The organism is Streptomyces sp. NPDC041205, from assembly GCF_055591765.1.
Genome location: NZ_JBVIZH010000004.1, coordinates 277628 through 298654, shown reverse-complemented (window position 1 = coordinate 298654; position 21027 = coordinate 277628). Strand labels below are relative to the sequence as shown.

At 72.6% G+C, this 21027-nt stretch carries 20 protein-coding genes; 10 read left to right on the top strand and 10 right to left on the bottom strand.

Features of this window, described 5'->3' with window-relative positions:
* The first annotated feature begins 192 nt into the window (after positions 1-192).
* Positions 193-939, top strand: a complete 747-nt coding sequence (locus tag ACZ6BG_RS21125) for a chitinase (RefSeq protein WP_469003541.1) — start codon at positions 193-195, stop codon at positions 937-939.
* Between the two features lie 92 nt (positions 940-1031).
* Here ACZ6BG_RS21125 and ACZ6BG_RS21120 read toward each other — a convergent pair whose 3' ends face one another.
* Positions 1032-2483, bottom strand: a complete 1452-nt coding sequence (locus ACZ6BG_RS21120; RefSeq protein ID WP_469003539.1) for a PepSY-associated TM helix domain-containing protein — start codon at positions 2481-2483, stop codon at positions 1032-1034.
* Positions 2484-2782: 299 nt separating this feature from the next.
* Between ACZ6BG_RS21120 and ACZ6BG_RS21115 the strand changes: the two genes are divergently transcribed.
* On the top strand, positions 2783-3307 hold the full coding sequence (locus ACZ6BG_RS21115) for a luciferase domain-containing protein (protein WP_469003537.1): 525 nt from the start codon (positions 2783-2785) through the stop codon (positions 3305-3307).
* 622 nt (positions 3308-3929) lie between these two features.
* Positions 3930-4157: a hypothetical protein gene (locus tag ACZ6BG_RS21110; protein ID WP_469004154.1), complete on the top strand. Its 228-nt coding sequence runs from the start codon at positions 3930-3932 to the stop codon at positions 4155-4157.
* A 67-nt stretch (positions 4158-4224) separates the two neighbouring features.
* Here ACZ6BG_RS21110 and ACZ6BG_RS21105 read toward each other — a convergent pair whose 3' ends face one another.
* Positions 4225-5130 carry a glycoside hydrolase family 16 protein gene (locus ACZ6BG_RS21105; RefSeq protein WP_469003535.1) on the bottom strand — a complete coding sequence of 302 codons (906 nt, stop codon included), beginning with the start codon at positions 5128-5130 and terminating at the stop codon, positions 4225-4227.
* Between the two features lie 224 nt (positions 5131-5354).
* On the opposite strand from ACZ6BG_RS21105, the gene ACZ6BG_RS21100 reads away from it, so the two are divergent.
* Complete coding sequence (locus tag ACZ6BG_RS21100; RefSeq protein WP_469003533.1) at positions 5355-6329, top strand: MsnO8 family LLM class oxidoreductase; 975 nt, start codon at positions 5355-5357, stop codon at positions 6327-6329.
* 147 nt (positions 6330-6476) lie between these two features.
* Here ACZ6BG_RS21100 and ACZ6BG_RS21095 read toward each other — a convergent pair whose 3' ends face one another.
* The 4 genes from ACZ6BG_RS21095 to ACZ6BG_RS21080 form a co-directional block, all read right to left on the bottom strand.
* A complete protein-coding gene (locus ACZ6BG_RS21095) occupies positions 6477-7370 on the bottom strand; it encodes a dioxygenase family protein (RefSeq protein ID WP_469003531.1) in 894 nt (297 codons plus the stop codon).
* A gap of 38 nt (positions 7371-7408) precedes the next feature.
* A complete protein-coding gene (locus ACZ6BG_RS21090; RefSeq protein WP_469003529.1) occupies positions 7409-8380 on the bottom strand; it encodes a helix-turn-helix transcriptional regulator in 972 nt (323 codons plus the stop codon).
* 404 nt (positions 8381-8784) lie between these two features.
* A complete protein-coding gene (locus ACZ6BG_RS21085; protein ID WP_380849991.1) occupies positions 8785-9237 on the bottom strand; it encodes an NUDIX domain-containing protein in 453 nt (150 codons plus the stop codon).
* Positions 9238-9959: 722 nt separating this feature from the next.
* Positions 9960-10625: a helix-turn-helix transcriptional regulator gene (locus tag ACZ6BG_RS21080; protein ID WP_469003526.1), complete on the bottom strand. Its 666-nt coding sequence runs from the start codon at positions 10623-10625 to the stop codon at positions 9960-9962.
* Between the two features lie 450 nt (positions 10626-11075).
* Here ACZ6BG_RS21080 and ACZ6BG_RS21075 point away from each other — a divergent pair, with 450 nt between their 5' ends.
* The gene (locus ACZ6BG_RS21075; protein WP_469003524.1) at positions 11076-11708 is read left to right on the top strand and encodes a hypothetical protein; all 633 of its coding nucleotides are present in this window, start codon (positions 11076-11078) and stop codon (positions 11706-11708) included.
* Positions 11708-12928: an MAB_1171c family putative transporter gene (locus tag ACZ6BG_RS21070; RefSeq protein ID WP_469003522.1), complete on the top strand. Its 1221-nt coding sequence runs from the start codon at positions 11708-11710 to the stop codon at positions 12926-12928. Before ACZ6BG_RS21075 ends, ACZ6BG_RS21070 begins: the two co-directional genes overlap by 1 nt.
* A gap of 76 nt (positions 12929-13004) precedes the next feature.
* Here ACZ6BG_RS21070 and ACZ6BG_RS21065 read toward each other — a convergent pair whose 3' ends face one another.
* The gene (locus ACZ6BG_RS21065; protein ID WP_469004130.1) at positions 13005-13565 is read right to left on the bottom strand and encodes a TetR/AcrR family transcriptional regulator; all 561 of its coding nucleotides are present in this window, start codon (positions 13563-13565) and stop codon (positions 13005-13007) included.
* Positions 13566-13832: 267 nt separating this feature from the next.
* Here ACZ6BG_RS21065 and ACZ6BG_RS21060 point away from each other — a divergent pair, with 267 nt between their 5' ends.
* Positions 13833-14720: an NAD(P)-dependent oxidoreductase gene (locus tag ACZ6BG_RS21060; RefSeq protein WP_469003520.1), complete on the top strand. Its 888-nt coding sequence runs from the start codon at positions 13833-13835 to the stop codon at positions 14718-14720.
* A gap of 110 nt (positions 14721-14830) precedes the next feature.
* Here the strand turns inward: ACZ6BG_RS21060 and ACZ6BG_RS21055 are convergent, their stop codons facing one another.
* On the bottom strand, positions 14831-16318 hold the full coding sequence (locus ACZ6BG_RS21055) for an MFS transporter (protein ID WP_469003518.1): 1488 nt from the start codon (positions 16316-16318) through the stop codon (positions 14831-14833).
* A gap of 114 nt (positions 16319-16432) precedes the next feature.
* Between ACZ6BG_RS21055 and ACZ6BG_RS21050 the strand changes: the two genes are divergently transcribed.
* Positions 16433-16864, top strand: coding sequence for a MarR family winged helix-turn-helix transcriptional regulator (locus ACZ6BG_RS21050; protein WP_469003516.1), 432 nt, complete (start codon positions 16433-16435; stop codon positions 16862-16864).
* A 69-nt stretch (positions 16865-16933) separates the two neighbouring features.
* Here the strand turns inward: ACZ6BG_RS21050 and ACZ6BG_RS21045 are convergent, their stop codons facing one another.
* Together ACZ6BG_RS21045 and pdxR are read right to left on the bottom strand one after the other, a co-directional pair.
* A complete protein-coding gene (locus tag ACZ6BG_RS21045; RefSeq protein WP_469003514.1) occupies positions 16934-17590 on the bottom strand; it encodes a GntR family transcriptional regulator in 657 nt (218 codons plus the stop codon).
* A gap of 117 nt (positions 17591-17707) precedes the next feature.
* Positions 17708-19282 carry a MocR-like pyridoxine biosynthesis transcription factor PdxR gene (gene pdxR / locus ACZ6BG_RS21040; RefSeq protein WP_469003512.1) on the bottom strand — a complete coding sequence of 525 codons (1575 nt, stop codon included), beginning with the start codon at positions 19280-19282 and terminating at the stop codon, positions 17708-17710.
* Positions 19283-19310: 28 nt separating this feature from the next.
* Between pdxR and ACZ6BG_RS21035 the strand changes: the two genes are divergently transcribed.
* Entirely contained in the window at positions 19311-19910 is a 600-nt protein-coding gene (locus ACZ6BG_RS21035; protein WP_469003510.1) for a LysE family translocator, read from the top strand.
* Positions 19911-20003: 93 nt separating this feature from the next.
* Positions 20004-20696 (top strand): B3/B4 domain-containing protein, encoded by a 693-nt coding sequence (locus ACZ6BG_RS21030; RefSeq protein ID WP_469003507.1) that lies wholly within the window; start codon positions 20004-20006, stop codon positions 20694-20696.
* Positions 20697-21027 lie beyond the last annotated feature (331 nt).

Genomic DNA, 21027 nt, shown 5'->3' with positions numbered 1-21027 from the left:
GTTCACACCCTTGACGCGGACACGGCTATCGGTATGGTCTAGTCCAACGAAGCGGAATCCCGTTGTCCGGCGGGCACTTGGCTGCCCACACCCACCGTCCGGCCCGCGGCGGTCCGCGCTCCGGCACCCGGACCGAACCCCACACACGCACTTCACACCGCCGTTCTTCGGCGTCCCCCCATGGAGTGAGCCATGCGATCTCGCATACTCGGACTACTGACCGCCACCGCGTCCGCCGCCGCGCTGCTGACGTTCGCGTCGCCGGCGTCGGCCGACAAGACGGACAAGGCCGACAAGCCCTCGTCCGGCAAGGCGGCCGCGGCGTTCATCGTCAGCGAGTCCCAGTTCAACCAGATGTTCCCGAGCCGGAATCCCTTCTACACGTACAACGGCCTCACGGCGGCCCTCAGCGCCTACCCGGGCTTCACGAACACCGGCAGCGACACCGTCCGCAAGCAGGAGGCCGCCGCCTTCCTCGCCAACGTCAGCCACGAGACCGGCGGTCTTGTCCACATCGTGGAGCAGAACCAGGCGAACTACCCGCACTACTGCGACAAGACCCAGCCCTACGGCTGCCCGGCGGGCAACGACAAGTACTACGGCCGCGGCCCCATCCAGCTCAGCTGGAACTTCAACTACAAGGCCGCGGGCGACGCACTCGGCATCGACCTCCTGAACAACCCCGACCTGGTGCAGAACGACGCGGCCGTCGCCTGGAAGACGGGCCTTTGGTACTGGAACACCCAGAACGGCCCCGGCACCATGACCCCGCACAACGCCATGGTCAACGGCGCCGGATTCGGCGAGACCATCCGCTCCATCAACGGCAGCCTGGAGTGCAACGGCGGCAACCCGGGCCAGGTGCAGAGCCGCATCGACAAGTACAAGGCCTTCACGCAGGTCCTCGGTGTCGACCCCGGCGGCAATCTGAGCTGCTGAGCACCCCCGGACGCCGAAGCGTCGGCGGCCACTGACGGCCGCCGACGCTTCACGGTTCCGGCGGCACGTCCCCGCCGCCGGAAACACTCGGTTCAGACCCCGGCGGGTCCGTAACTGCGCTTCCCGCGCCGGTACGCGATCTCCCCGAGCGCGATGTCCACGGCCAGGAACGCCACCAGCGGGATCCCCAGGAGCGGCACGAAGTAGCCGAGCACCGCGACCACGGCCATCAGCGGCACCAGGACGTACGCCGGAACGTGCTGCCAGGCCCCGCGCGGCAGCGGACGGCCGAAGGCACTGCCCCGCCCGCGCTGCCACCACATCCGGTAACCCCACACGATCAGCAGGACCAGACCGATGGCGATGACGCCGAGCACGACCTGGTTGGCCAGGCCGAACAGGGTGCCGCTGTGCGCGTCGATCCCCCACCGCGTCAGCTTGGCGAGCACCGGATAGTCGTCGAACCTGAGTACGTCGACGACCTTCCCGGACGCCGGATCGACGGCGGCCGAGTCCTGCTTCCCGGGCAAGCCGCGCTGGATCTCCTTGACAACGTACGCGGACGACGCGTCGGCCGGCGGCACGACCTCCACCGGGCCGGAGATCCCCCGGTCACGGGCCGCGGCCAGCACGGCGTCGATGCCGACGTCCTTCCCGTCGCCCGACGTGCCCGCACCACCGGACGCGCCCCCGCCGTGCTCGGCGTGCTCTCCCCCGGTCTGGCCGCCGGACTCCCCCGCGGCCGCCAGGCTCGTCGACACCGTCGGCGTCGTCTGCCCCACGGCCTCGCGCAGGTCGGCGATGCTCTGTCCCGCGTACGCCGACCACGTGAGCCCCGTCGCCGACAGGAAGACAAGCCCGGCGGCCGTCCACACGCCGACCGTTCCGTGCAGGGTCAGCGTGCGGCGGCGGCCCGTCGTGCCCCGCACCTTGCGGCGGGCCCGGCGCCGCCCGAACCACAGCACCAGGCCGCCACCGCCGAGCACCCACAGCCAGCTCGCGGCGATCTCGCTGTAGAGGCGACCCGGCTCGCCCAGGTGCAGATCGCGGTGGAGTTCGGCGACCCAGGTGCGCAGCGGCAGCGCGCCGCTGGAGCCGTACTGCTCGAGGGCGCCGCGCACCTCGCCGGTGTAGGGGTTCACGAAGACGGCGAGGGTGCGCTCGGGGTCCACGCCCGGGACGCCCGACAGCAGGACCCGGGTGGTCTCCCCGCCCCCGGGCGCCGGTCGGACCGCGCTGACCTCGCCCTGCGGGTGGGCCGCGCGGGCCGCGGCGACCTGCCGCGCCACTGGCAGCTTCCGGTCGCCGACAGGGACGGTCAGCTCATCGGCGTACACGATCTTCTCCGCCGTGTACGAGCCGGCGTACAGCAGCCCCGTCACCGCGGCGACCAGCAGGAACGGCGCGATGAGCACACCGGCGTAGAAGTGCAGGCGCAACACGAGCGGGCGGAGCGGGGCCAGGGCGGAGCGCCGTGGGGAGGGATCCGGTGGTGGAGCCGGTGGCCCGTCGACGGGGGCGGGGGCGGTGGGTGCGGCGGGCATGACGTGCTCTCCTGGGTGCCGGACGGTGGTGCGGGCCCGGTCGGGTGGTGACCTGGCCGGTCCAAGGGTCGAGCGGGCGGGAGAGGGAGTTCCCGGAAGGCTCTGTAACGTGCGTCACGCCTGGGGGCGTCATCGCGCGCTCGGCCACGGCGCCCCCGTTCGGGCGGTGCGGCGGGCCGGGCGGCGATGTGACCTCGCGATCTTCATTTGAGATGGGGTGGCCGAGAAGAGCGTTCATCACCAAGCAATGCGTGAACAGGGGTAGTTGGCAGAGTGAAATCCGCGCGACGATGGCACCTATGACCGCGGCACAACGCGCCATGACCGAGCTGGAGTCGTGGCCGAACCTCGTAAGTGGCTCTGCCCGGTGCGCTGTCGGACGCTCCTTCGGGATCGCGGGGGCGCCGGGAGCGACGGGCTACGACATCGTCCACTTCCACTCCGACGGGGCGGCCGACGTGTGCCTGACCCGCGCGGCCGTCGACCGGCTGCGCCCGCAGCTGGCCCACAGCTCCGCGATCCGGGTGCGCCCCGGGGCGTCGTGGATCACCGTGCTCCTCGACTGCGACATCGACGTCGCGCTCCTGCTGACGTTCGTCAGCGTCGGGCTCAAGGCGCACGACGACGACCTCGCCGCGGCGGACCGCGCGGGCCAGGGCGGCACTTTCGCCCACTCCCCCGCCCCGCCGTGCGACTGGGAGCCGCTCGCGTTCCGGCAGCCGGCCGCCAAGGTCCCCGCCCCGGCCGGGCCGCCCGACGTCGAACGTCGCGGCATCCTCGCGACGTGGAAGGCGGTGGGCCGGCTCATCCCGCACGGCCACTGAGGCCCGCGCGGGCAGTCGACGACGGCGCGGGACCCGCCGGGTCGTCGGGCCGCCCACGCCGAGCCACATCAAGCCGTCCACCGCGCCCGGCGGTCCACTCCGCCCGGGCGCTCACTCATGTCCGGGCACCCGGAAACCCCGGCTCCCCGGCCTGCCCGAGCACGCCCCGCCACACCCCGACCCACGCCGGACAGCACTGCCCCGCGCCCCCGCAACGCGCCGTTTGAGGCTCCCGCCCGCTCCTGCGGCCCGTCACGCTCCCGGCGTTCACGGACGGAGCATCGACTTCACGCCATCCGTGCCGAACGCCGCAGCTCAGCGGTCCTCTCAGCGCATCAACACGTCACCACATCAACCTGTCGGCCCACCATCCCGCCGACTCAGCAGCCCGCTGGCTCAGCGCCCCCAGTCGTTGAGGCGGCGCGGCCGGGGACGCCCAGGTCGTTGACACCGAAGTGGATCAGGACGCCGACCGACACGTTCGTATGATCGTCGGTGACCTCGTGGCCGGGGCCGATGTTGAGCACCGCGAGACGGTCGGGACGGCTGTTCTCCCGGGTGCCGGCGCCTCCCCGCCAGGTGGTGCGCGGCTCCGGCAGGGCGAGGGATCAAGGAGCACGCAGTGAAGAGCAGTTGGACGCGCAAGGCCACGCGCGGGGTACTGGTGGCAGCGATGTGTGCCGTGCCGCTCGCCCTGTCGACGGGCGCGGCACACGCCGACGAGACCCACCACAGCGGCTCCCACAACGGCCCCGTCATCGGGCTGATCAACACCGGCCAGATCGACGACCCGATGGAGGACGTGCTCGAGCACACCCTGAACTTCGGCGACGGCTACCGCTGGGACTGACCGGCACCCGCACCCGTCCGCGCCGCGCCCGAAACCCCCGGCACGGCGCGGCGCGGACGGTCCCGCCTCACCTCCAGCCGTACGCGTACGCGGCGACCCATGTGACCTCGAGCTGCGCGCTGCTGCCCGGCGCCGCCGTCGGCCCCTCCAAGGCACTCTCGTTCTGCAGCACCCAGGACAGCGGGCGGTCCGGTACGTCACGGGTGTCGTGGCCCACCTGGCGGCCGTCGACGAAGAAGCGGACGTGGCCGGGCGTCCACTCCGTCGACACGGTGTGCCACTCGGTCCAGTCGTCGGCGCCCTGGAACGAGCCCTGTTCGCCCCCGCCGCACGGGTGGTGGAAGGCGCTGAGCGAGCCCGTCCACTCGCCCTCGGGGTGGTCCATCTCGCAGCCGCCGCCGTAGTGCAGCCACGCCGACTTGTAGCCGGGCGCCAGATCGGTGACCTTGATGCGCGCGCTGTACTTGCCGTACTTCATCTGCATCACGGCGCGCGGTACGACGGCCGCCGCGTGCACGGGCCCGCCGTCGTCGGGCCGCCACATCCGGATGCGCATGCGCCCGTCGCCGTTCTGCGCAGGGCCGACGCTCACCGTGTCCTCGGGATGGTAGACGCCGACGACGGAGCGGTCCCGGTCGTTGGCGGTGTCGCGCCAACCCGTCGGGTACGCCCACCAGTTGTCGCGGTACGAGCCGCGAAGGCCGCCGCAGTACGCGGCGGAGGTGTCGACGTGGTGGTCGCAGTCGCTGAACGACCCGAGCGGCACCCGGTCGCCGTCGAAGTCCTCCGCGAGGACCTGCCAGAACGGGCCGCAGTCACCGCGCGGCAGCCCGGTGCCCGTGGTGCGGCAGAGGTCGGCCGAGCGCGGCGCCCCGTCCGCGCGCGGGATGCCGAGCAGGGCCGCGAGGAGCGTGGCGCCCACGGCGGCGAACAGTGTGGGTCTGCGGGTGCGCGGCGCTGCGTGTGTACCCATCGCGGTGCCTTCCTCCCGTCCGGCCCCTGGCGCGGTGCGTCGCCCCGGGGCAACGCATCCTTGCCGTGCGCGAGGGAAATGGCCAGAGCGCGGCGGGGCCCGGCGGATGCACACGCCGGGGGGCGCGGCTCCGCACCGGCGGCCCGTGCGGCGCGTGTCCACGCAGCCGAGGTCTGCGGACGGCCCCCCGGAGACCCGCCCGGCGCCCGGCCTATCCTGACGGAGTGATCGATCTTCCGCTCTCCGCCCTAGAGGTGTCCATCGTCGAAGCCGGCACCACCCCCGCCGACGCGCTGGCCAACTGCCAGCGCAGCGCGCGGGAGTTGAGCCGCCTCGGCTACCACCGGCTGTGGTTCGCCGAGCACCACCGGTCGCCCGCCATCGGCGCCTTCCCGCCGGCGCTCCTCGCCGCCCACACCGCCGCCACCACGCCCGGCCTCCGGCTCGGCTCCGGCGGCGTCCTCGCCCCGAACCACGCTCCGATCACCATCGCCGAGCAGTTCGCCACGCTCGCGACCCTGCACCCCGACCGCATCGACCTCGGCATCGGCCGCGGGCCCGGCACCTTCCACGAGCCCACGGCCCGGGCGCTGCGCCGCGGCGCCGACCCCACCACCGACGACGAGTACCGCCGCGACGTCGCCGCGACCCTGGATCACCTGCTCGACGTCGGCATCGGCGAACTGCCCGAGCCCTGGCTGCTCGCGTCCAGCGACGCGGGCGCCGACCTCGCCGCCTCGCTGGGCCTGCCGATCGCGTTCGCGCACCACATCCGGCCCGACAACACCCTCGCGGCCCTGAAGCGCTACCGGGACGCCTTCCGGCCCTCGCGCTGGAGCACCGCCCCGCGCGTCCTGGTGTGCGTCGAGACGGTGTGCGCGGACACCGAAGAGCGGGCGGCCGAGTTGGCGAGGCCCATGGACGTCATCAAGGCGGGGCTCCTCAAGGGCCGCGGCGAGCGGCCGTTCCCCACGCCCGCCGACGCGGCCGCCCACCGGTTCACCGCCGAGGAGGAGCAGGCGCTCGCGGCGTTCACCGGCCAGCAGGCACGCGGCACGCGCGAGACGGTCGAGGCCGCGCTGACCCGCGTCGTCGAGGCCACGGGCGCCGACGAGCTGATGACCGTCACGCCCGTCCACAGCACCCCCGACCGCCACCGCTCCTTCGCCCTCGTACGCGACATCGTGCGCCGCGCGTGACCACACGGACGCGGCGGCCCGGATCCGCCAGGGCCGCCGCGTCACGCTCGTGCTTCTCAGAAGCGGCCCTCGGCGCAGAGCACGGAGCCGTGGGGCAGGCCGCGGCCCCCGGGCGGTCCGCTCCGACGGGTGATCACCGCGGACGCGTCAGACCGCGCGCCACAGCGACGGCGCCGACGGCGGCTCCCAGCCGCGCTGGGCCGTGTGGCCCTGGAGGCAGACGTAGGCGCGGCCGTCGTGGGTGACGCGGTCGCCGACTTTGTAGCCGGTGCCGACGGCCCAGGTGCCGCCCGGCGGTTGGGTCGGGGGGTCGGTCGGCGAGGGCGTCTGGGGCACCCGCAGGACGAAGTCGAAGTCGGCCTCCTTGGTGTTGCCGACGTCCCGGACGTTCATGAGCAGCCGGGCGTCGAAGATCGGGTCGGTGTTGTTGCGCGGCTCGTTGGGGAAGTAGAGCTGGGTGGTGAGGACCGGGCGGCCGGGAGCCTGCAGCTTGACGTGCAGGTGGCGGGTGCGGCCGGGGTAGAGGCCGGGGAAGATCGTGGTGAGCGTGAACGCGCCGCGGGCGTCGGTGAACTGGTGCCCGCGCATCCGGAAGCCCACGTTGTCGTAGGCGCCGCGGGCGTCGGCCTGCCAGAAGTCGAGGAGCACCTGCGGGATCGGCAGGCAGGCCAGGCCGAACACGTAGCCGGTGACGGTGAGTCGGGTGCCCTGGGTGCCGGGCTCGATGAGCGAGGTGCGCCGGGGCGAGTTGGGTTTGAAGTACGGGCCCTCCGTCTGGGGCGGTGTCGGGTCGTCTCCGTCGTCGCAGGACGGGGTGACCTCGGGGGCCTTGCCGCTGCCCGCGCTGGTGCGGGCGAGCGCGGGGACGCCCATCATCGCCACCGGCGCCGCGACACCCGCGGCCAGGGCGGCACGGAGCACCGTCTTGCGGCTCGGGCCGGGGCGCGGGGCGCGCGGGGCCGGGTCCGCGGGCTCGGCGGTCGGGGGGCCGGAGGGCTGTTCGCTGATGTCGTGCCCGTTGGTGGGCGTGTCGCCGTCCATCGCTCCTCCTGAGTGGGGGGTGGGGATCGGCTAAGAAGCTATGCGGCGGGCCCGGGCGGGGCGATGGACGCAATGCGGTGGTCGTGGTGAATATCGCCACCGCCACGGCGGAAGTCACCGGGAGTGGCGCCGGTCTCGCGGCGGAAGAAGCGGCAGAAGTACGCGGGGTCGGCGAAGCCCACCCGATCCGCGACCTGACGGACCGTCAAATCTGTGCAGGCGAGCAGGCGTTTCGCCTCGTGCACCCGGGCCTGGCGGAGCAGTTCGCCGGGGGTGCGGCCCATGGCGGCCTTCACTGCCTCGTTGAGGTGGCTCACCGAGACCCCGAGGTGTCCGGCGCAGTCGCGCACGGACCAGGGCAGCGCGCGGGGCGTGCTCACCAGGGCGACGAACTGGGCGGCCGCGGGGGCGGGGCGGGCGGCCTCGGGAGCCGGGACGCCCTGCGGGTGCGACCGGCCGGGGGCGGGGAGGCGCCCGGCGCGCACCACGAGGATGTGGAGGAGGGCGCGCAGGACGCCGCCGAAGCCCTCGGCGCCCGTGCGGTACTCGTGGTCCATCTCGGCGACGAGACGCGCGGCCCAGTCCGCGTCCCGCTCGGGCAGTTCCAGCCAGGGGCGGCGGCCGAGACGGCGCAGCAGGGCGCGGTCGGCGGGGTGTTCCAGGAGGAAGTCGTCGGTGAACACGACGACGCACCCCTCCAGGCCCCGGACGCCGTCCCAGTAGTGCACCTGCCCGGGCGCGATGAAGCACAGGTGGGGCGGGCGCAGGGTGAAGCGGGTCAGGTCGACGACATGACTGCCGGTGCCGCCGGTGACGAGCACGATCTCGTGGAAGGTGTGCCGGTGCGGGAAGGAGGCCCGGGACATCGGGCCGATGGTGTCGAAGGTGCCGATGGCGAAGGGCAGCGTGTTGGGCATCGGCACCTCGAGGCGGTGGATCGGCAGGCCGCCCGCCTCGGGATGGCTTCCGTTTCCCTGACTCGTACCGGGCAAGACCGTCGACCCGCGCATGCGTACGCTCCCCTCACCGACACAGCCCGCGCGCGCAGTTCGCCGTAACGACGCGCACCCCGGACAGACTTGTCAGGTCCATACCATTCGATGGTCCACGATGTCATGGGCGGGAGTGCGCACCCACCGGTTCTCAGGCCAAGTTGGGCGCCCGCGCCCGGCCGCGGAGGCGGGCGGCGCGTCCTGTCGACAGGAAAGCGTTAAGAACGGGCTGAACGGTGTTGCGTTCTCGTCCGGACACGGGTGGAGCCGCCGCCCGGGCGGGGCGACGGCTCCTGGTCCTGCGCGAGGGTGAGGTATCGGGACAGGGACCGGTCGGCTCGGATCTCTCCCGCGCTTCTCGTTCGTTCGTCTGTCGTCCTCTCCCCCGCTCCCCGCTCACCTGGCGTGAGCGGTCACGCTGTTCACACCTCCACTTCGATGCACACGAGCCGCTTGTCCTTGCGGGCCGTGAGCGCCGCTTCCCACATGGGCTTGACGAACGGCGGAATCAGTGACGCGTCGATCCGCTCCGGGGACGCGAAGCGGTACTGCCCCGCGCCGTCCTCCCGCAGCGTGATGGCACGCCGTTGCTCGGCGGTGACCTCTCCGGCGTCGAAGATGTAGTACACGCGAGGCATCAAGCCGTCGGAGTCGACCCAGGCGACCACGAGCAGGTCCCCCATCTCGACGTCCAGACCCAGCTCCGCACGGACTTCCCGGGCGCAGGCGGCGCTCGGGCTCTCCCCCGCTTCGACATGGCCACCGGGAAGGTTCCAGTAGGCCGTGTACATCGGGTTCACCATCAGTACATCGCCATGCTCATCGGCGATGATGGCCCCCGCCGAAGCGGCTAGGGACGTAGCAGTAGCATCCATGGCATCTTCCTGAATTAGCCCCGTCATGACGTGAGCACGGCTCATCAGGATCAGGTGGCTCGGCGAGCGGGGGCCCCACCCCCGCCCAGCGGAAGCGAGGACGGGCGTCGCTCGCTCCCTGCAGCGGCGGGCTCCCCCGGGCAGGGGCTCCCTTCGTCCCGTTCGGGACCGTGACCGCTGTCTTTCCTCGGGCCGCACCACCAAGGAGCTCGGGGTGCCGATTGGTGTCGTCACCTGTTGATCGCTCCTCCCCGCCCCACCGCGGCCCCGGTACGGGCCACGGCGGTCCTGGCATCACCTGACGAAACGCTCGTTCCATTCGCAGGGGCCGACCAATCCCCGAAAACGACGGCGCAGTTGGGCGGGCACCCAGCGTGCGGCGACGCGGCACGAAGGCCGATCAGGGCATGAGCAGGACCGATGACTCGTCGTCGGGCTTCCCCCGCCCCCACGCGGGAAGCCCGAAATCAGGTCATGCGGACGAATGGAACATCCGGGCAGGCTTCGTTCCCCGTCAGAGCCGGCCTGCCCCCGGCCCTGGCGTGAGACAGATCCTGATGCACTATCACAGGCGGTGTCAACGATTGAGAACGATGCATGTCATGGGCGTGCGCCTCGAATGAACCCGCAGAGGCATCGCCTCACTGTTCTCCCTGCACCACAACGCGCGTAGCGCACCCGCGCTACGGACGCCCGCCGCCGCCCTCCGGGCCCCGCCCGCCTTACGTCCCTGAATCACCTTGCTTACGCCCCTGAATCACCTTGACCAGTTCGTCCAGGGCCGGGAGCAGGTCCCGCAGCGTGTCGATCTGGGCGCCGTCCGCCGTACTGCGCAAGGCCACCGAGCGCGCGCCGAGCTCCTGAAGGACAGCGCGCGTGGCGAGTTTCGGCAGGTCCTCGTTGACCATCCGGCGCAGATACGCGATCAGCGCGGCGCCCTCGGTGCGGGAGCAGAAGCCCTCCGGCACCCGGAAGAAGAGCTCCAGGCGGGCCGCGTGGTCGTGGTTCGCACCACGTTCGCCGTTGAGCAGGTTCGACACGTGCTGCGCCGAGATGCCCGTCGCCCGTGAGATCTCCCTGAGCCCATAGGGCTCCTTGCCCGCAGCGGTCTCCTTGAGCCGGGTCCGCTGCAGGAAGCGCAGGCGCTGCTGGAACAGCGCCTTGCGAAAGCCCTCCCGTGCGTTCTTCTCCCGGGGCTCCTCCTCGGGGAGTTCACCCGCGAGCAGGGCCCGCACCCGCTCCGGCTCGATGCCGGTCGCGCGGGAGATGAGCACGACATCCAGCAGGCGGCCGCGCGAGGTCCCAAGACGCAGGGCGTAGGCGTCCACGTCGGCGAGGAGACGGGCGATCTCGTGTCCGGGCGCCGGTTGGTGGTCGGCTGCGTTCACCTGAAGGTCTCCATGGGCCACGGAACTCGTTGGGGCGACCTGAGAGTATCCGCCCCAACCGTCCCCGGCCAGCGCCGTCTTCAATTGTTGACACAGGCTCCGGCCGTACAGTGTTCGACTTCCGGTCGTAACCACCGCCCGACCAGCGCCGCGGTCCAAATTCCGGACCGGCGCCGTCCGTTGGCTGACACGCGGTGCCGCCGAACCGTTACGTCACCGGCCTGATACTGTCCCTGCGCAGGTCAGCGGGCACACGCCCATCACGTAGGGAACGGGGAGCGTGAACGGCCTATGAGAGGCGCCAGCAGACGGGCACAGGTCCCGTGTCTCGCGGAACCGGAACGCAGAGCGGCGGCGGCACGACTGGCTCGACCGGTCCCAAGAGCCGTGCCACCACCGGGTGCCGGGCGCGCCCGGCCCGGCACCGGACCGAGCCGGGAGAGCTGACCCGTGCCGACCGTCGTCGCCCCCGCCGTGTGGAGCCACACCGGCCGGGCGCGCGTCGCCGACGCCTCGCACCGCATCCGCTCCGCCGTGCGCAAGCGCCGCGCCTGGGCCAGGGCGCGGCGGCGGGCCATCCGCATCATCCACGACGACCTCGGACTGCGGCCGGGCCAGGGGCTGCAGACGCTCCTTGACACCGTCGCCCGCGCGCGCGGCCGGAACATCACCGTCCAGAAGCTGCCCCTGCCCTCGCACATCAGCGGGTTCTGCGTCCAGGGGGAAGCCGAGGACACCATCGTCATCACCGCCAACACCAGCGAACGCCAAGGGCTGCACGTCCTGTTGCACGAGCTCTACCACCTGCTCAGCTCGAGCCCCGCGGACGTCGATCCGCACGCCGTCACGGCCTGCGACCTCCTGGAACCGCACCTCGTCGCCGAGCAGATGCCCTCGTTGCCCGCCGACGTGGTGCGGGAGGTGCTGACCCGGCCCGTGCAACTGCGCACCGGCTACGAGGAGGACGAGGAGTGGTCGGCGGAGGTGTTCGCCACCGTCGGCATGCTGTTGCTGTCCCTCGATGACGACGGCGGCCACACGGCGCCGCTCACCTCCTTCGCCAACCGGCGCTCCAACCTGTGATGTGGCACGCGACCCTGACCGCGGTCGGTCTCACCGCCGCCGCCCTCGCCCTGCTCCTGGCCACCGGCAAGGCGCTCGCCGCCCGGCGCGAACCGGCGGTCCTGCTCAAGGTCTCCGCGTCGTCCCTGTTCCTCGCGAGCGTCATCTTCCTGCTGGCCACGCCCGCCGTGTACCGCGCCGTCGACACCGCGTTCGCAGCGCCCCATCTGTCCGCCCTGCTCGCGAACATCGTGGGCCTGCTGTGCGTCGGCCACGCCCATCTGATGTCGGTGCTGTGGCACCCCGAGCAGCACACGGACGGCGCGCCGCACCGCACGCTCCTCGCCTGGGCCCCGTTCTACGCGGCCACGGTCGCCGCCATGACGGTCCTCTATGCCCGGGCCGAACCGAGCGGCGAGGCGCGTCCTCTTCTCTTCGCCCCGGACTACGTGCACACCCCGGACGCCGTGGCGTTTCACCTCGTGTACTTCGCCATGGTGACCGCCGTCGTCATGACCACCGTGCGGCGCTGCCGCGCGCTGCTGGCGTCTGCGGGCCCCCGGCTCGCTCCCGAACTGCGGCGGTGCGTCCTTGAGTTCGCGCTGGCCGTCGCCCTCGACCTGCTCCATGTCGTCTGCGTCCTGACGGCGATGGTCGGCGCGGCGGGCGGCCTGCCCCTCGAGGGCTTCGCCGAGGCCGCGTGGCTGACCACCGCCGTCAGCGGCCTCGTCGCCAACTACAGCCTGGTCCGTCTGTCGGTCACCGCACGCAGACGGGAGCGGCGCGACTACCAGGCCCTGCGCCCGCTGTGGCAGACGGTCGTGCGCGCCGACCCGCAGCTCGTTCTCGCCCCCGGCCTCCTCTGGGGCGGCTGGGACACCCGGATCGCCCTGTCCCGCAGGCTCGTCGAGATCCGTGACGGTGCCCGCAGCCTGAGCCCCTGGATGAGCAGTGCGCCCGCCCGGGCCGTGGACCAGCTCGCGCGGCGCGGGTTCGTCGGCTTCGACGTCGTGGCGGCGCAGGCGGCGGCGACCCTGCTGTACGCCGCCGACGCGCGCGGCCGGGGGCTGCCGCCCGCCGACACCGACATGCTGCTCGCGGCGCTGCCGGGGGAGGACGTGCCCGCCGCCGCGGAACGCGACCATCTGGTGCTGGTCGCGCGCCACCTCGGTCATCCGGTGGTGCTTGAGGCGCTGGTGCACGCGCGGCGGACGGCGGCGGCTTCGGAGGTACGGGGGTAGGGCGGGGCGCACGGCCGGAGGTGCGGGCGTCCGGGCTCGGCGGGCCCGGACCTGGGTGCGGCTGCGGCGGGTCGGCTCAGCGCCGGACGACCGCACCGTCCAGGAGCGGGCCGAGTTCCTGCGCCACTGTCGTCAGCGCGCGTACGTCCCCTTCGGCGCGGGCGATCAGCAGGGCGCCCTCCACCGCGCTGATCATGACGGTGGCGAGCGCTTCGGCCCGGGCGGGCGGCACTCCCATGTCGGCGAGCGCCGCGGCCACCGGGAGGGTCCAGGTGGCGAACGCCGCCGCGGCGGCCTGCCGTGTGGACTCGCTCGTGGCAGCGCGGTCCACGACGGCCGCGACGACCGGGCAGCCGGACGTCTGGCCCGCCGCCGCGAGCTCGTCCGTCCACTGGCGCACCATCGCGGCGAACAGCCCGCTCGGCGTCGGCTCTGGCAGCCCCGCCACGAACCGTGCGACACGGCCCGCCGCGTACCGGCCCGCCCACTCCACGGCCTCGTTGACCAGTTGCTCCTTGCCCCCGGGGAAGTAGTGCTGGAGCGAGCCGCGCGGCGCCCGCGCGTGCTCGACCACGTCCCGCATGCCGGTGGCGCCGACCCCTCCCCGGCGCAGCAACTGGGCCGCGCTGAACACCATGCGCTCACGCGGCCCCCGCCCGGACGCCTCACCTGCGGTCACGCTGTCGCCTCCACCTCACGCGTCGCGTCGTACGCGAACCTCTCACGCCGTACGCGGACCCGGCACCTCACACGCGGACCGGGCACGTCGCACACGGTGGCCCGCTCCCCGCACGAACTCTCCTGTGCCGAACCGTACTTCCCCCGCTACTATGACAGCCGTCATAGACGGCCCGGCCGATGACCTCGGCCGCACGGCCTCGACGTTCGGGGACGGGAGTTCGGGATGGACGTGGGGTTCATGGGGCTGGGTGTCATGGGGCAGCCCATGGCGCTCCGGCTCGCGCGGTCCGGGGCGGAGTTGATCGTCTGGAACCGCACCGCCGCCCGATGCGCGCCGATGCGCGACGCCGGGGCGCGGGTGGCGGTGGACGTGGACGAGGTGTTCGAAAAGGCTCCCGTCGTCATCCTCATGCTGGCCGACAGCGCCGCGATCGACGCGACGCTCGGCCGGGACACCCCGGCGTTCGGCGCCCGGGTCGCGGGGCACACCGTCGTGCACATGGGGACGACCTCACCGGAGTACTCGCGCGCGCTCGGCGCCGAGGTGCGGGCGGCGGGCGGGCGGTACGTGGAGGCGCCGGTGTCGGGGTCGCGCGAGCCCGCCGAGGCGGGGCTGCTGGTGGCGATGCTGGCGGGCGCGGAGCGGGACGTGGCCGAGGTGCGGCCGTTCGTCGCGCCCATGTGCCGGGAGACGTTCGGGTGCGGTTCGGTTCCGGGCGCGCTGCTGATGAAGCTGGCGGTGAACCTGTTCCTGATCACCACGGTCACGGGCTTCTCGGAATCGTTCCACTTCGCGGAGCGCCAGGGCCTGGACACGAAGCTGTTCCTCGACGTGCTCGACGCCGGGCCGATGGCGAGCGGCGTCTCCCGGATGAAGGCGCCCAAGCTGCTCGCGCGGGACTTCGGCGTGCAGGCCGCGGCGCTGGACGTCCTGACGAACAACCGGCTGGTCGCGGACGCGGCACGGGCCTCCGGTGTGGCCTCGCCGCTGCTCGACGTCTGCCACTCGCTGTTCGCCGACACGGTGGCGCTGGGGCACGGCGGCGAGGACATGGTCGCGGTACTGCGGGCCATCGAGGCCCGCACGGACGCCCTGGACGCGGCCGGGTAGCTGGGGCACCGGGCCCGGACCCGGCTCGTCCGGACAGCGGACGGCGCGCGGCCCGGCCACCTGTAGGCGGCCGGGCCGCGCGCCGGTTCCGATCCGAGCGGTTAGGGGGTTCAGACCCCGGCGCGCTCGGGAGTCTCCGACTCCGCCATCTTCCGCAGCACGGGCGTACGCGGCGCGTGTGCCGCCTTCAGCCCGAGCAGGGAGACCGCCGCGACCAGGACGAAGGCCGCTCCGGCGATGGCGAAGCTCAGCGTGAACTGGCTCTCCTCGGGCAGCGCGGGCATCCCGGCCGGGAGCTTGATGGTCTTCGACGCGAGCAGCGAGGTGATGGTCGCGCTCGCGATGGCGCTGCCGACCGAGCGGGAGATGGAGTTGATGCCGTTGGCGATGCCCGTCTGGTGGGCCGGGACGCTGGCGACGATGAGCGCCGGCATGGCGGCGTACCCGAAGCTGATCGCCAGGCCGACGACCATGCCCGCGCCGATCACCGAGGCGGTGGTGCCGTGCGCCAGGGTCAGCCAGGCGAAGCCGATCACACCGAAGGCGGCACCGGCGGCCAGCGTGACGCGGGCCCCGATCCGGCGGACCAGGACGCCGCCGAACTGGGCGCCCACCAGCGAGACGAGCGTGGTCGGCAGGAGGTAGACGACCGAGGCGTCGAGCACGGAGGCACCGAAGCCGTAGCCGGCCAGTTGCTCGGGCATCTGCACCAGGTACGAGACGCCGATGAACTGGGCGAACATCGCGAAGCCGAGCAGCAGGCCCGCCAGGTTGGTGAAGAGCACGGGGCGGTGCGTGAACATCTCCATGTCCACCATCGGCTCCTTCACCTTCTTCTCGGTGAACACCCACACGCCCGCCATCACGACGGCGGCCGCGAAGCTGCCGAGCACACGGCCGGACGTCCAGCCCCACTCATGGCCCTGCGAGATCGGCAGGAGCAGCAGGACGAGGAGCGCCGCGAGGGTGAGCGCGCCGAGCCAGTCCGTGCGGCCGCCCGTCTTCGAACGCGAGGCGGGCACGACGAACAGCACGCCGACGAGCGCCACCACGGCGAGGACGACCGCGAGCCAGAAGACCCGGTGGTAGTCGGGGTCGGAGCCCTGTGTGAGCAGGCCCGCGCCGACCAGGGCGAGGCCGCTGCCGAACGCGAGCGTGCCGCTGACCAGGGCCATCGCACCGTGCAGCTTCTCCGGCTTGATCTCCTCACGCAGCACGGACAGCGCGAGCGGGAAGATCGCGGTGGCCGCGCCCTGCATCACGCGGCCGACGATGAGCCAGGTCAGCGAGGTCGTGGTGGCGGCGAGGACGGAGCCCGCGATCATCACGAGCAGCACGCCGACCAGGGTCGGCTTCTTGCCGTGCATGTCGCCGAAGCGGCCGAGGAGGGGCGTGAAGACGGCGGCGGACAGCAGCGTGGCCGTGGTCACCCAGCTGACGTTGGCAGTGGTGGCGTCCAGTTCGCTCTGGATGATCCCGAGGATCGGGACGACCAGCGTCTGCATCATCGAGACGACCATGGCGGCGAGCCCGAGCACCAGGACGACCGCGGTCTGCCCGGAAGCCCGTGCGGGGGCCGTGTGCTGTGCGTGAGACACGGAAACTCTTTCCCAACTACTTAAGAACCTAGAAGCTTGAGAACTTCAAGTAATGCCTTTACGGTAGACGTCAATATTTGAGATGGTCAAGTTTCTGGGCGTAAGGTGGATCACATGCCAGGACACCCGCGCGTCGGCACGGGCCAGCTCATGGAGCTGCTCTCGGTGTCGCTAGGCGCCTACTACGGCGACTTCACGGCCGCGGCCGCCCGCGAGAACCTCACGGCGAGCCAGGCCAAGACGCTCACCGTGCTGCGCCGCGGCCCCGCCGCGATGCGTGTGCTCGCCGAGACGCTGGCCTGCGACGCCTCCAACATGACGGGCATCGTGGACCGCCTCGAGAAGCGCTCGCTGGTCCGCCGCGAGCCGAGCCCCGGCGACCGCCGCGTCAAGAACGTCGTCCTCACCTCCGAGGGCGAGCAGACCATCGACACCATCCGCGCCAACATGCACACGACGACAGCAGGCCTCGCCACCCTCGACGACGAGGACCGGGCGACGCTGTACGCCCTCCTTGGGCGCGTGTTCACGGGCAAGGAGGGCTAGAGCCCGCCCCGTGCGGCCCGTGCCGTCGCGGACCGGGGCGGCGTGCGGCGTGCCGGGGGCGTCCTGACGTCACTGCCGCCCGTCGCCCGTCCCGCCCTCGGGAAAGGCCCGCTCCACGAACGACGCGATGTGCGCGTGCAGGGCGCTCGCCGCGCCGTCGCCGTCGCCCGCCAGGGCGAGCCGCAGGATCTCGCGGTGCTCGGCGGCCTCGCGCCGCCAGGACGGCTCGGCGGCCCAGGCGACCGCCGAGACCAGCGCGGCCTGGTCACGGACCTCGTCGAGCATCCGCCCGAGCAGCGGGTTGCCGCACGGCAGATACAGGGCGCGGTGGAACTCCCTGTTGGCGAGGGAGCGTTCGGCGGCGTCCGCGGCCTCGTCGGCGCGGGCCAGCGCCTCGGCCGCGGCGTCCAGGGAGGCTCCACCGCGCACCGTGCGCCGCAGCGCCTCCGGTTCGAGGAGCAGCCGTACGTCGTAGACCTCACGCGCCATGTCCGCGTCCACGGTGCGCACCGCGACGCCCTTGTACTGGTTCATCACGACGAGCCCGGTCCCGGCCAGCGTCTTGAGCGCCTCGCGCACCGGCGTCTTGGACACTCCGAACGACTCGGCGAGCTCGGTCTCGACCAAGGGCTGCCCCGGCGTCAACTGCCCGGTGAGGATGCGGTGTTTGATCGCCTCCTGCACGAACTGGGTGCGGGAGGGGATCGGTACGGGCACGGAGGTCATGTCCGCCTCTCGGCTCTCACGTATCACGTCTCATATCTGACGTACGACTGGACGCGTCGAAGGTAGAAGCGGGGTGACGGTTCGTCAATGCCGCCGGCGCAGGATCAGGTCGTCCGCTCAGTGGAGCAGGTCCCCGAGGACCGACACGCCCTCCCGGATGTCCGACGGCGTGCTCGCCGCGTAGCCGAGGACGAGGCCCGGCCGCCCCGGGCGCTGGGCGTGCCAGGACAGGGGCTGCACCTTGACGCCGCGCTCCAGGGCGGCCGCGGCCAGCGCGGTGTCGTCGCAGCCGGGCTCCAGGGTGACCGTCAGGTGCAGGCCCGCGGCGGCGCCGTGGACGACGGCTCCCGGCAGCCGGTCCGCGAGAGCCGCGATCATGGCGTCCCGCCGGCCGCGGTGGCGCCGGCGCAGGAACCGCAGATGGCGCTCCAGCTCACCGGACTCCATGAGGTGGGCGAGGACCAGCTGGGGCAGGGCCGCGTTGCCGAGGTCCGCGAAGCGCTTGGCGTCGACGAGGGCGTCCCGGTAGCGGCGCGGGGCGAGCAGCCAGCCCACGCGCAGGGCGGGCGCGAGGAGCTTGGAGACGCTGCCCGCGTAGGCGACGTGGTCGGCGAGGGTGGAGCGCAGCGCGGGCACGGGCGGGCGGTCGTAGCGGTGCTCGGCGTCGTAGTCGTCCTCGATGATCAGTCCGCCGTCCCGGGCCCAGTCCGCGAGTTCGCGGCGCCTGACGCCGTCGAGGACGACGCCGGTCGGGAACTGGTGGGCGGGGGTGAGCAGCGCGACCCGGGCTCCGGTGGCGCGCAGCGCGTCGACGCGGACGCCCCGCTCGTCGACGGGCACGGGCGGCGACTGGAGGCCGGAGTTGCGCAGGTGCTGCCGGATGCCCAGGGAGCTGGGGTCCTCGAGTGCGACGTGCGTGACGCCCTCGTCCTTGAGGACCAGGGCGAGCAGGCCGAGCGCCTGGGCGGTGCCCGCGACGACGAGGACCTCGTCCGGGTCGGCGGCGATCCCGCGGTTCAGGGCGAGCCAGCGGGCGACGGCGCGGCGCAGCGCCGGGGTGCCGCGCGGGTCGCCGTAGCCGAAGTCCGACGGTACGAGTCCGGCGAGCACCGCGCGCTCGGCACGCAGCCACGCCGCGCGGGGGAACGCGGCGAGGTCCGGGAGGCCCGGCGAGAGGTCGACGCGGGCGGGTGCGGCACGGAGCGCGTCGAAGACGCCGGTGTCGAGGGGGTCGTCGAACAGCGCCCGCTCCTCTGACGCGCTGTCACGCACCCCCGCCCGGCGCGCCGCGGACCGGCGCTCCCCCGCCCGTCGCCCCGCCTGGCCGGACCCCACCCGACCGCCCTCCCCCAGGCCACCCTCCGCCGGCCGGGCGAGCGGCGCCGCCAGAACCACGGTCCCGGCGCGCCCCCGCCCCTCGACGTGCCCGTCCTCCGTCAGCCGCCGGTACGCCTCGGTCACCACGCCCCGCGACACGCCCAGCTCATCGGCGAGGACCCGGGTGGCGGGCAGCCTGCTCCCGGGCGGCAGCAGCCCCTCGGCCACGGCTCGCCGGATCTGCCGGGCCAGCCAGTCCGACATCCCGCCCCTGGGGGCGTCGGCCGGGTTCAGCTGCAGAAAGTCGGAGGCGGCCACGGCCTTGCCGACCTGCGTTATGGACCTGTGGGAGGGAGATCCATTGGACCTGTTCATGAATCCATTGTGGCGGGAGAGTCAAGCCATGGAGTTCCTGCTGACCACGCTCATCCTGACCGTGACACCCGGCACCGGCGTGCTGTTCACCGTCGCGGCCGGTCTCTCGCGGGGCACCCGGGCCGGTGTCGTGGCGGCCGTGGGGTGCACCGTGGGCATCGTGCCGCACATGCTGGCCGCCCTCACAGGTCTCGCCGCGCTGCTCAACACCAGCGCCATCGCGTTCCAGACGCTCAAGTACCTGGGGGTGGCGTATCTGCTCTTCATGGCGTGGAAGACCCTGCGCGACAAGAGCGACCTCGCGGCCGAGCGGGACGGCGCGCCGCGCTCGGTCGCCGACGTCATCACGTCGGCCGTCCTCATGAATCTGCTCAACCCGAAGCTCACCGTCTTCTTCTTCGCCTTCCTGCCGCAGTTCGTCGACAAGAACGATCCCCACAGCTTCCTGCGCATGGCCGAACTCAGCGCCTGCTTCATGCTGGTGACGCTCGTGGTGTTCGCCCTGTACGGGGTGTTCGCCGCGGCGGTGCGCGACCACGTGATCGGGCGGCCCCGGGTCATGGCATGGCTGCGGCGCGTCTTCGCGGGCGCGTTCGCCGCGCTCGGTCTCAAACTCGCCTTCCTCTGACCACGCCCCGCATCGCCCCGCCCCCCTGTCTCCAGATGTCCCGCCCCTCCTCCCGACCTCCCGATCTCCCGACCCCTCCCGAACGGAAACACCGTGCACTTCCAGCATGCGAGCGACCTCTGGCAGGACTTCCCCCAGCTGGTCCCCGGGGTGATCTTCACTCGGGGCATCACCGCCGACGCGTCGGTCGACCGGCCCGTCGCCACGTTCGGCGCGGCAGCGGCCGAACGGCTCGCCGCCACGCAGGAGAGCGGCCTGCCCGAGGTGCGGGCCTGGCGGCGCGCCTTCGCCGCGATGGGCCTCAAGCCGACCCAGTACCGCTGCGCCTCCGAATCCCTCCTGCGCCGCTTCCGCAAGGAGGGCTCCCTGCCCCGCATCCACCCCCTGATCGACCTCTGCAACGCCGTGTCCCTCGCGTACGGCATCCCGGTCGGAGTCTTCGACGTGTCCCTCATCTCCGGGGATCTCGAAGTCCGGTACGCCGACGGCGACGAGGTCTACGAGACGTTCGCCGGGACGGAGGAGTGCCCCGACCCGCGCGAGGTGATCTTCGCCGACGATGCCCGCCGTGCCCACGCCAGACGCTGGACCAACCGGCAGAGCGGCTACTCGGCGGTCCGTGACACCACGACGGACGTCCTGATCATCGTGGAGGCGCTGCACGAGTCGGCTCCGGCGGACGTGGCGAAGCTGATGGACGCGCTGACGGCGGAGCTGCGCGGGGTCTGGGGCGTCGAGACCACGTCGGCGGTGCTGTCCCGGTCGGCGCGACGCTTCGAATTCTGAGGCCCGAACCCCTCTTCAACTCCCTTACTCCACAGGGCCCGTGGGCAGCACCACACGCCGGTACGCGCCCGCTCCCCCGCCCTTCCGCTCCCGTATCCGCTCCATGAGGAGGCGCCCCGCCACGCGCCCCAACTCGTCGCTGTCGTACGTGACGAGGGTGAGGGCAGCCCCAGCGCGTCGGCGAGTTCGAAGTCGTCGAAGCCCGCGAGGGCGGTGTCCGCGCCGGTGGCAGGCAGGGCCCGGAACGCCCCTGTGGTGTTGCGGTTGTTGGAGCAGAACAGCGCGGTCGGCGGCTCGGGCAGGGCGAGGAGTTCGGCGGCGCGCTCCGCCT

Excerpts from the sequence above, each read along its gene's own strand:
- ACZ6BG_RS21120 (WP_469003539.1), bottom strand. The coding sequence starts at position 2,483 with ATGCCCGCCGCACCCACCGCCCCCGCCCCCGTCGACGGGCCACCGGCT.
- ACZ6BG_RS21050 (WP_469003516.1), top strand. The coding sequence starts at position 16,433 with ATGCCAGGACACCCGCGCGTCGGCACGGGCCAGCTCATGGAGCTGCTC.
- ACZ6BG_RS21125 (WP_469003541.1), top strand. The coding sequence starts at position 193 with ATGCGATCTCGCATACTCGGACTACTGACCGCCACCGCGTCCGCCGCC.
- ACZ6BG_RS21035 (WP_469003510.1), top strand. The coding sequence starts at position 19,311 with ATGGAGTTCCTGCTGACCACGCTCATCCTGACCGTGACACCCGGCACC.
- ACZ6BG_RS21070 (WP_469003522.1), top strand. The coding sequence starts at position 11,708 with ATGTGGCACGCGACCCTGACCGCGGTCGGTCTCACCGCCGCCGCCCTC.
- ACZ6BG_RS21090 (WP_469003529.1), bottom strand. The coding sequence starts at position 8,380 with ATGCGCGGGTCGACGGTCTTGCCCGGTACGAGTCAGGGAAACGGAAGC.
- ACZ6BG_RS21045 (WP_469003514.1), bottom strand. The coding sequence starts at position 17,590 with ATGACCTCCGTGCCCGTACCGATCCCCTCCCGCACCCAGTTCGTGCAG.
- ACZ6BG_RS21115 (WP_469003537.1), top strand. The coding sequence starts at position 2,783 with ATGACCGCGGCACAACGCGCCATGACCGAGCTGGAGTCGTGGCCGAAC.
- ACZ6BG_RS21105 (WP_469003535.1), bottom strand. The coding sequence starts at position 5,130 with ATGGGTACACACGCAGCGCCGCGCACCCGCAGACCCACACTGTTCGCC.
- ACZ6BG_RS21095 (WP_469003531.1), bottom strand. The coding sequence starts at position 7,370 with ATGGACGGCGACACGCCCACCAACGGGCACGACATCAGCGAACAGCCC.
- ACZ6BG_RS21060 (WP_469003520.1), top strand. The coding sequence starts at position 13,833 with ATGGACGTGGGGTTCATGGGGCTGGGTGTCATGGGGCAGCCCATGGCG.
- ACZ6BG_RS21085 (WP_380849991.1), bottom strand. The coding sequence starts at position 9,237 with ATGGATGCTACTGCTACGTCCCTAGCCGCTTCGGCGGGGGCCATCATC.
- pdxR (WP_469003512.1), bottom strand. The coding sequence starts at position 19,282 with ATGAACAGGTCCAATGGATCTCCCTCCCACAGGTCCATAACGCAGGTC.
- ACZ6BG_RS21065 (WP_469004130.1), bottom strand. The coding sequence starts at position 13,565 with ATGGTGTTCAGCGCGGCCCAGTTGCTGCGCCGGGGAGGGGTCGGCGCC.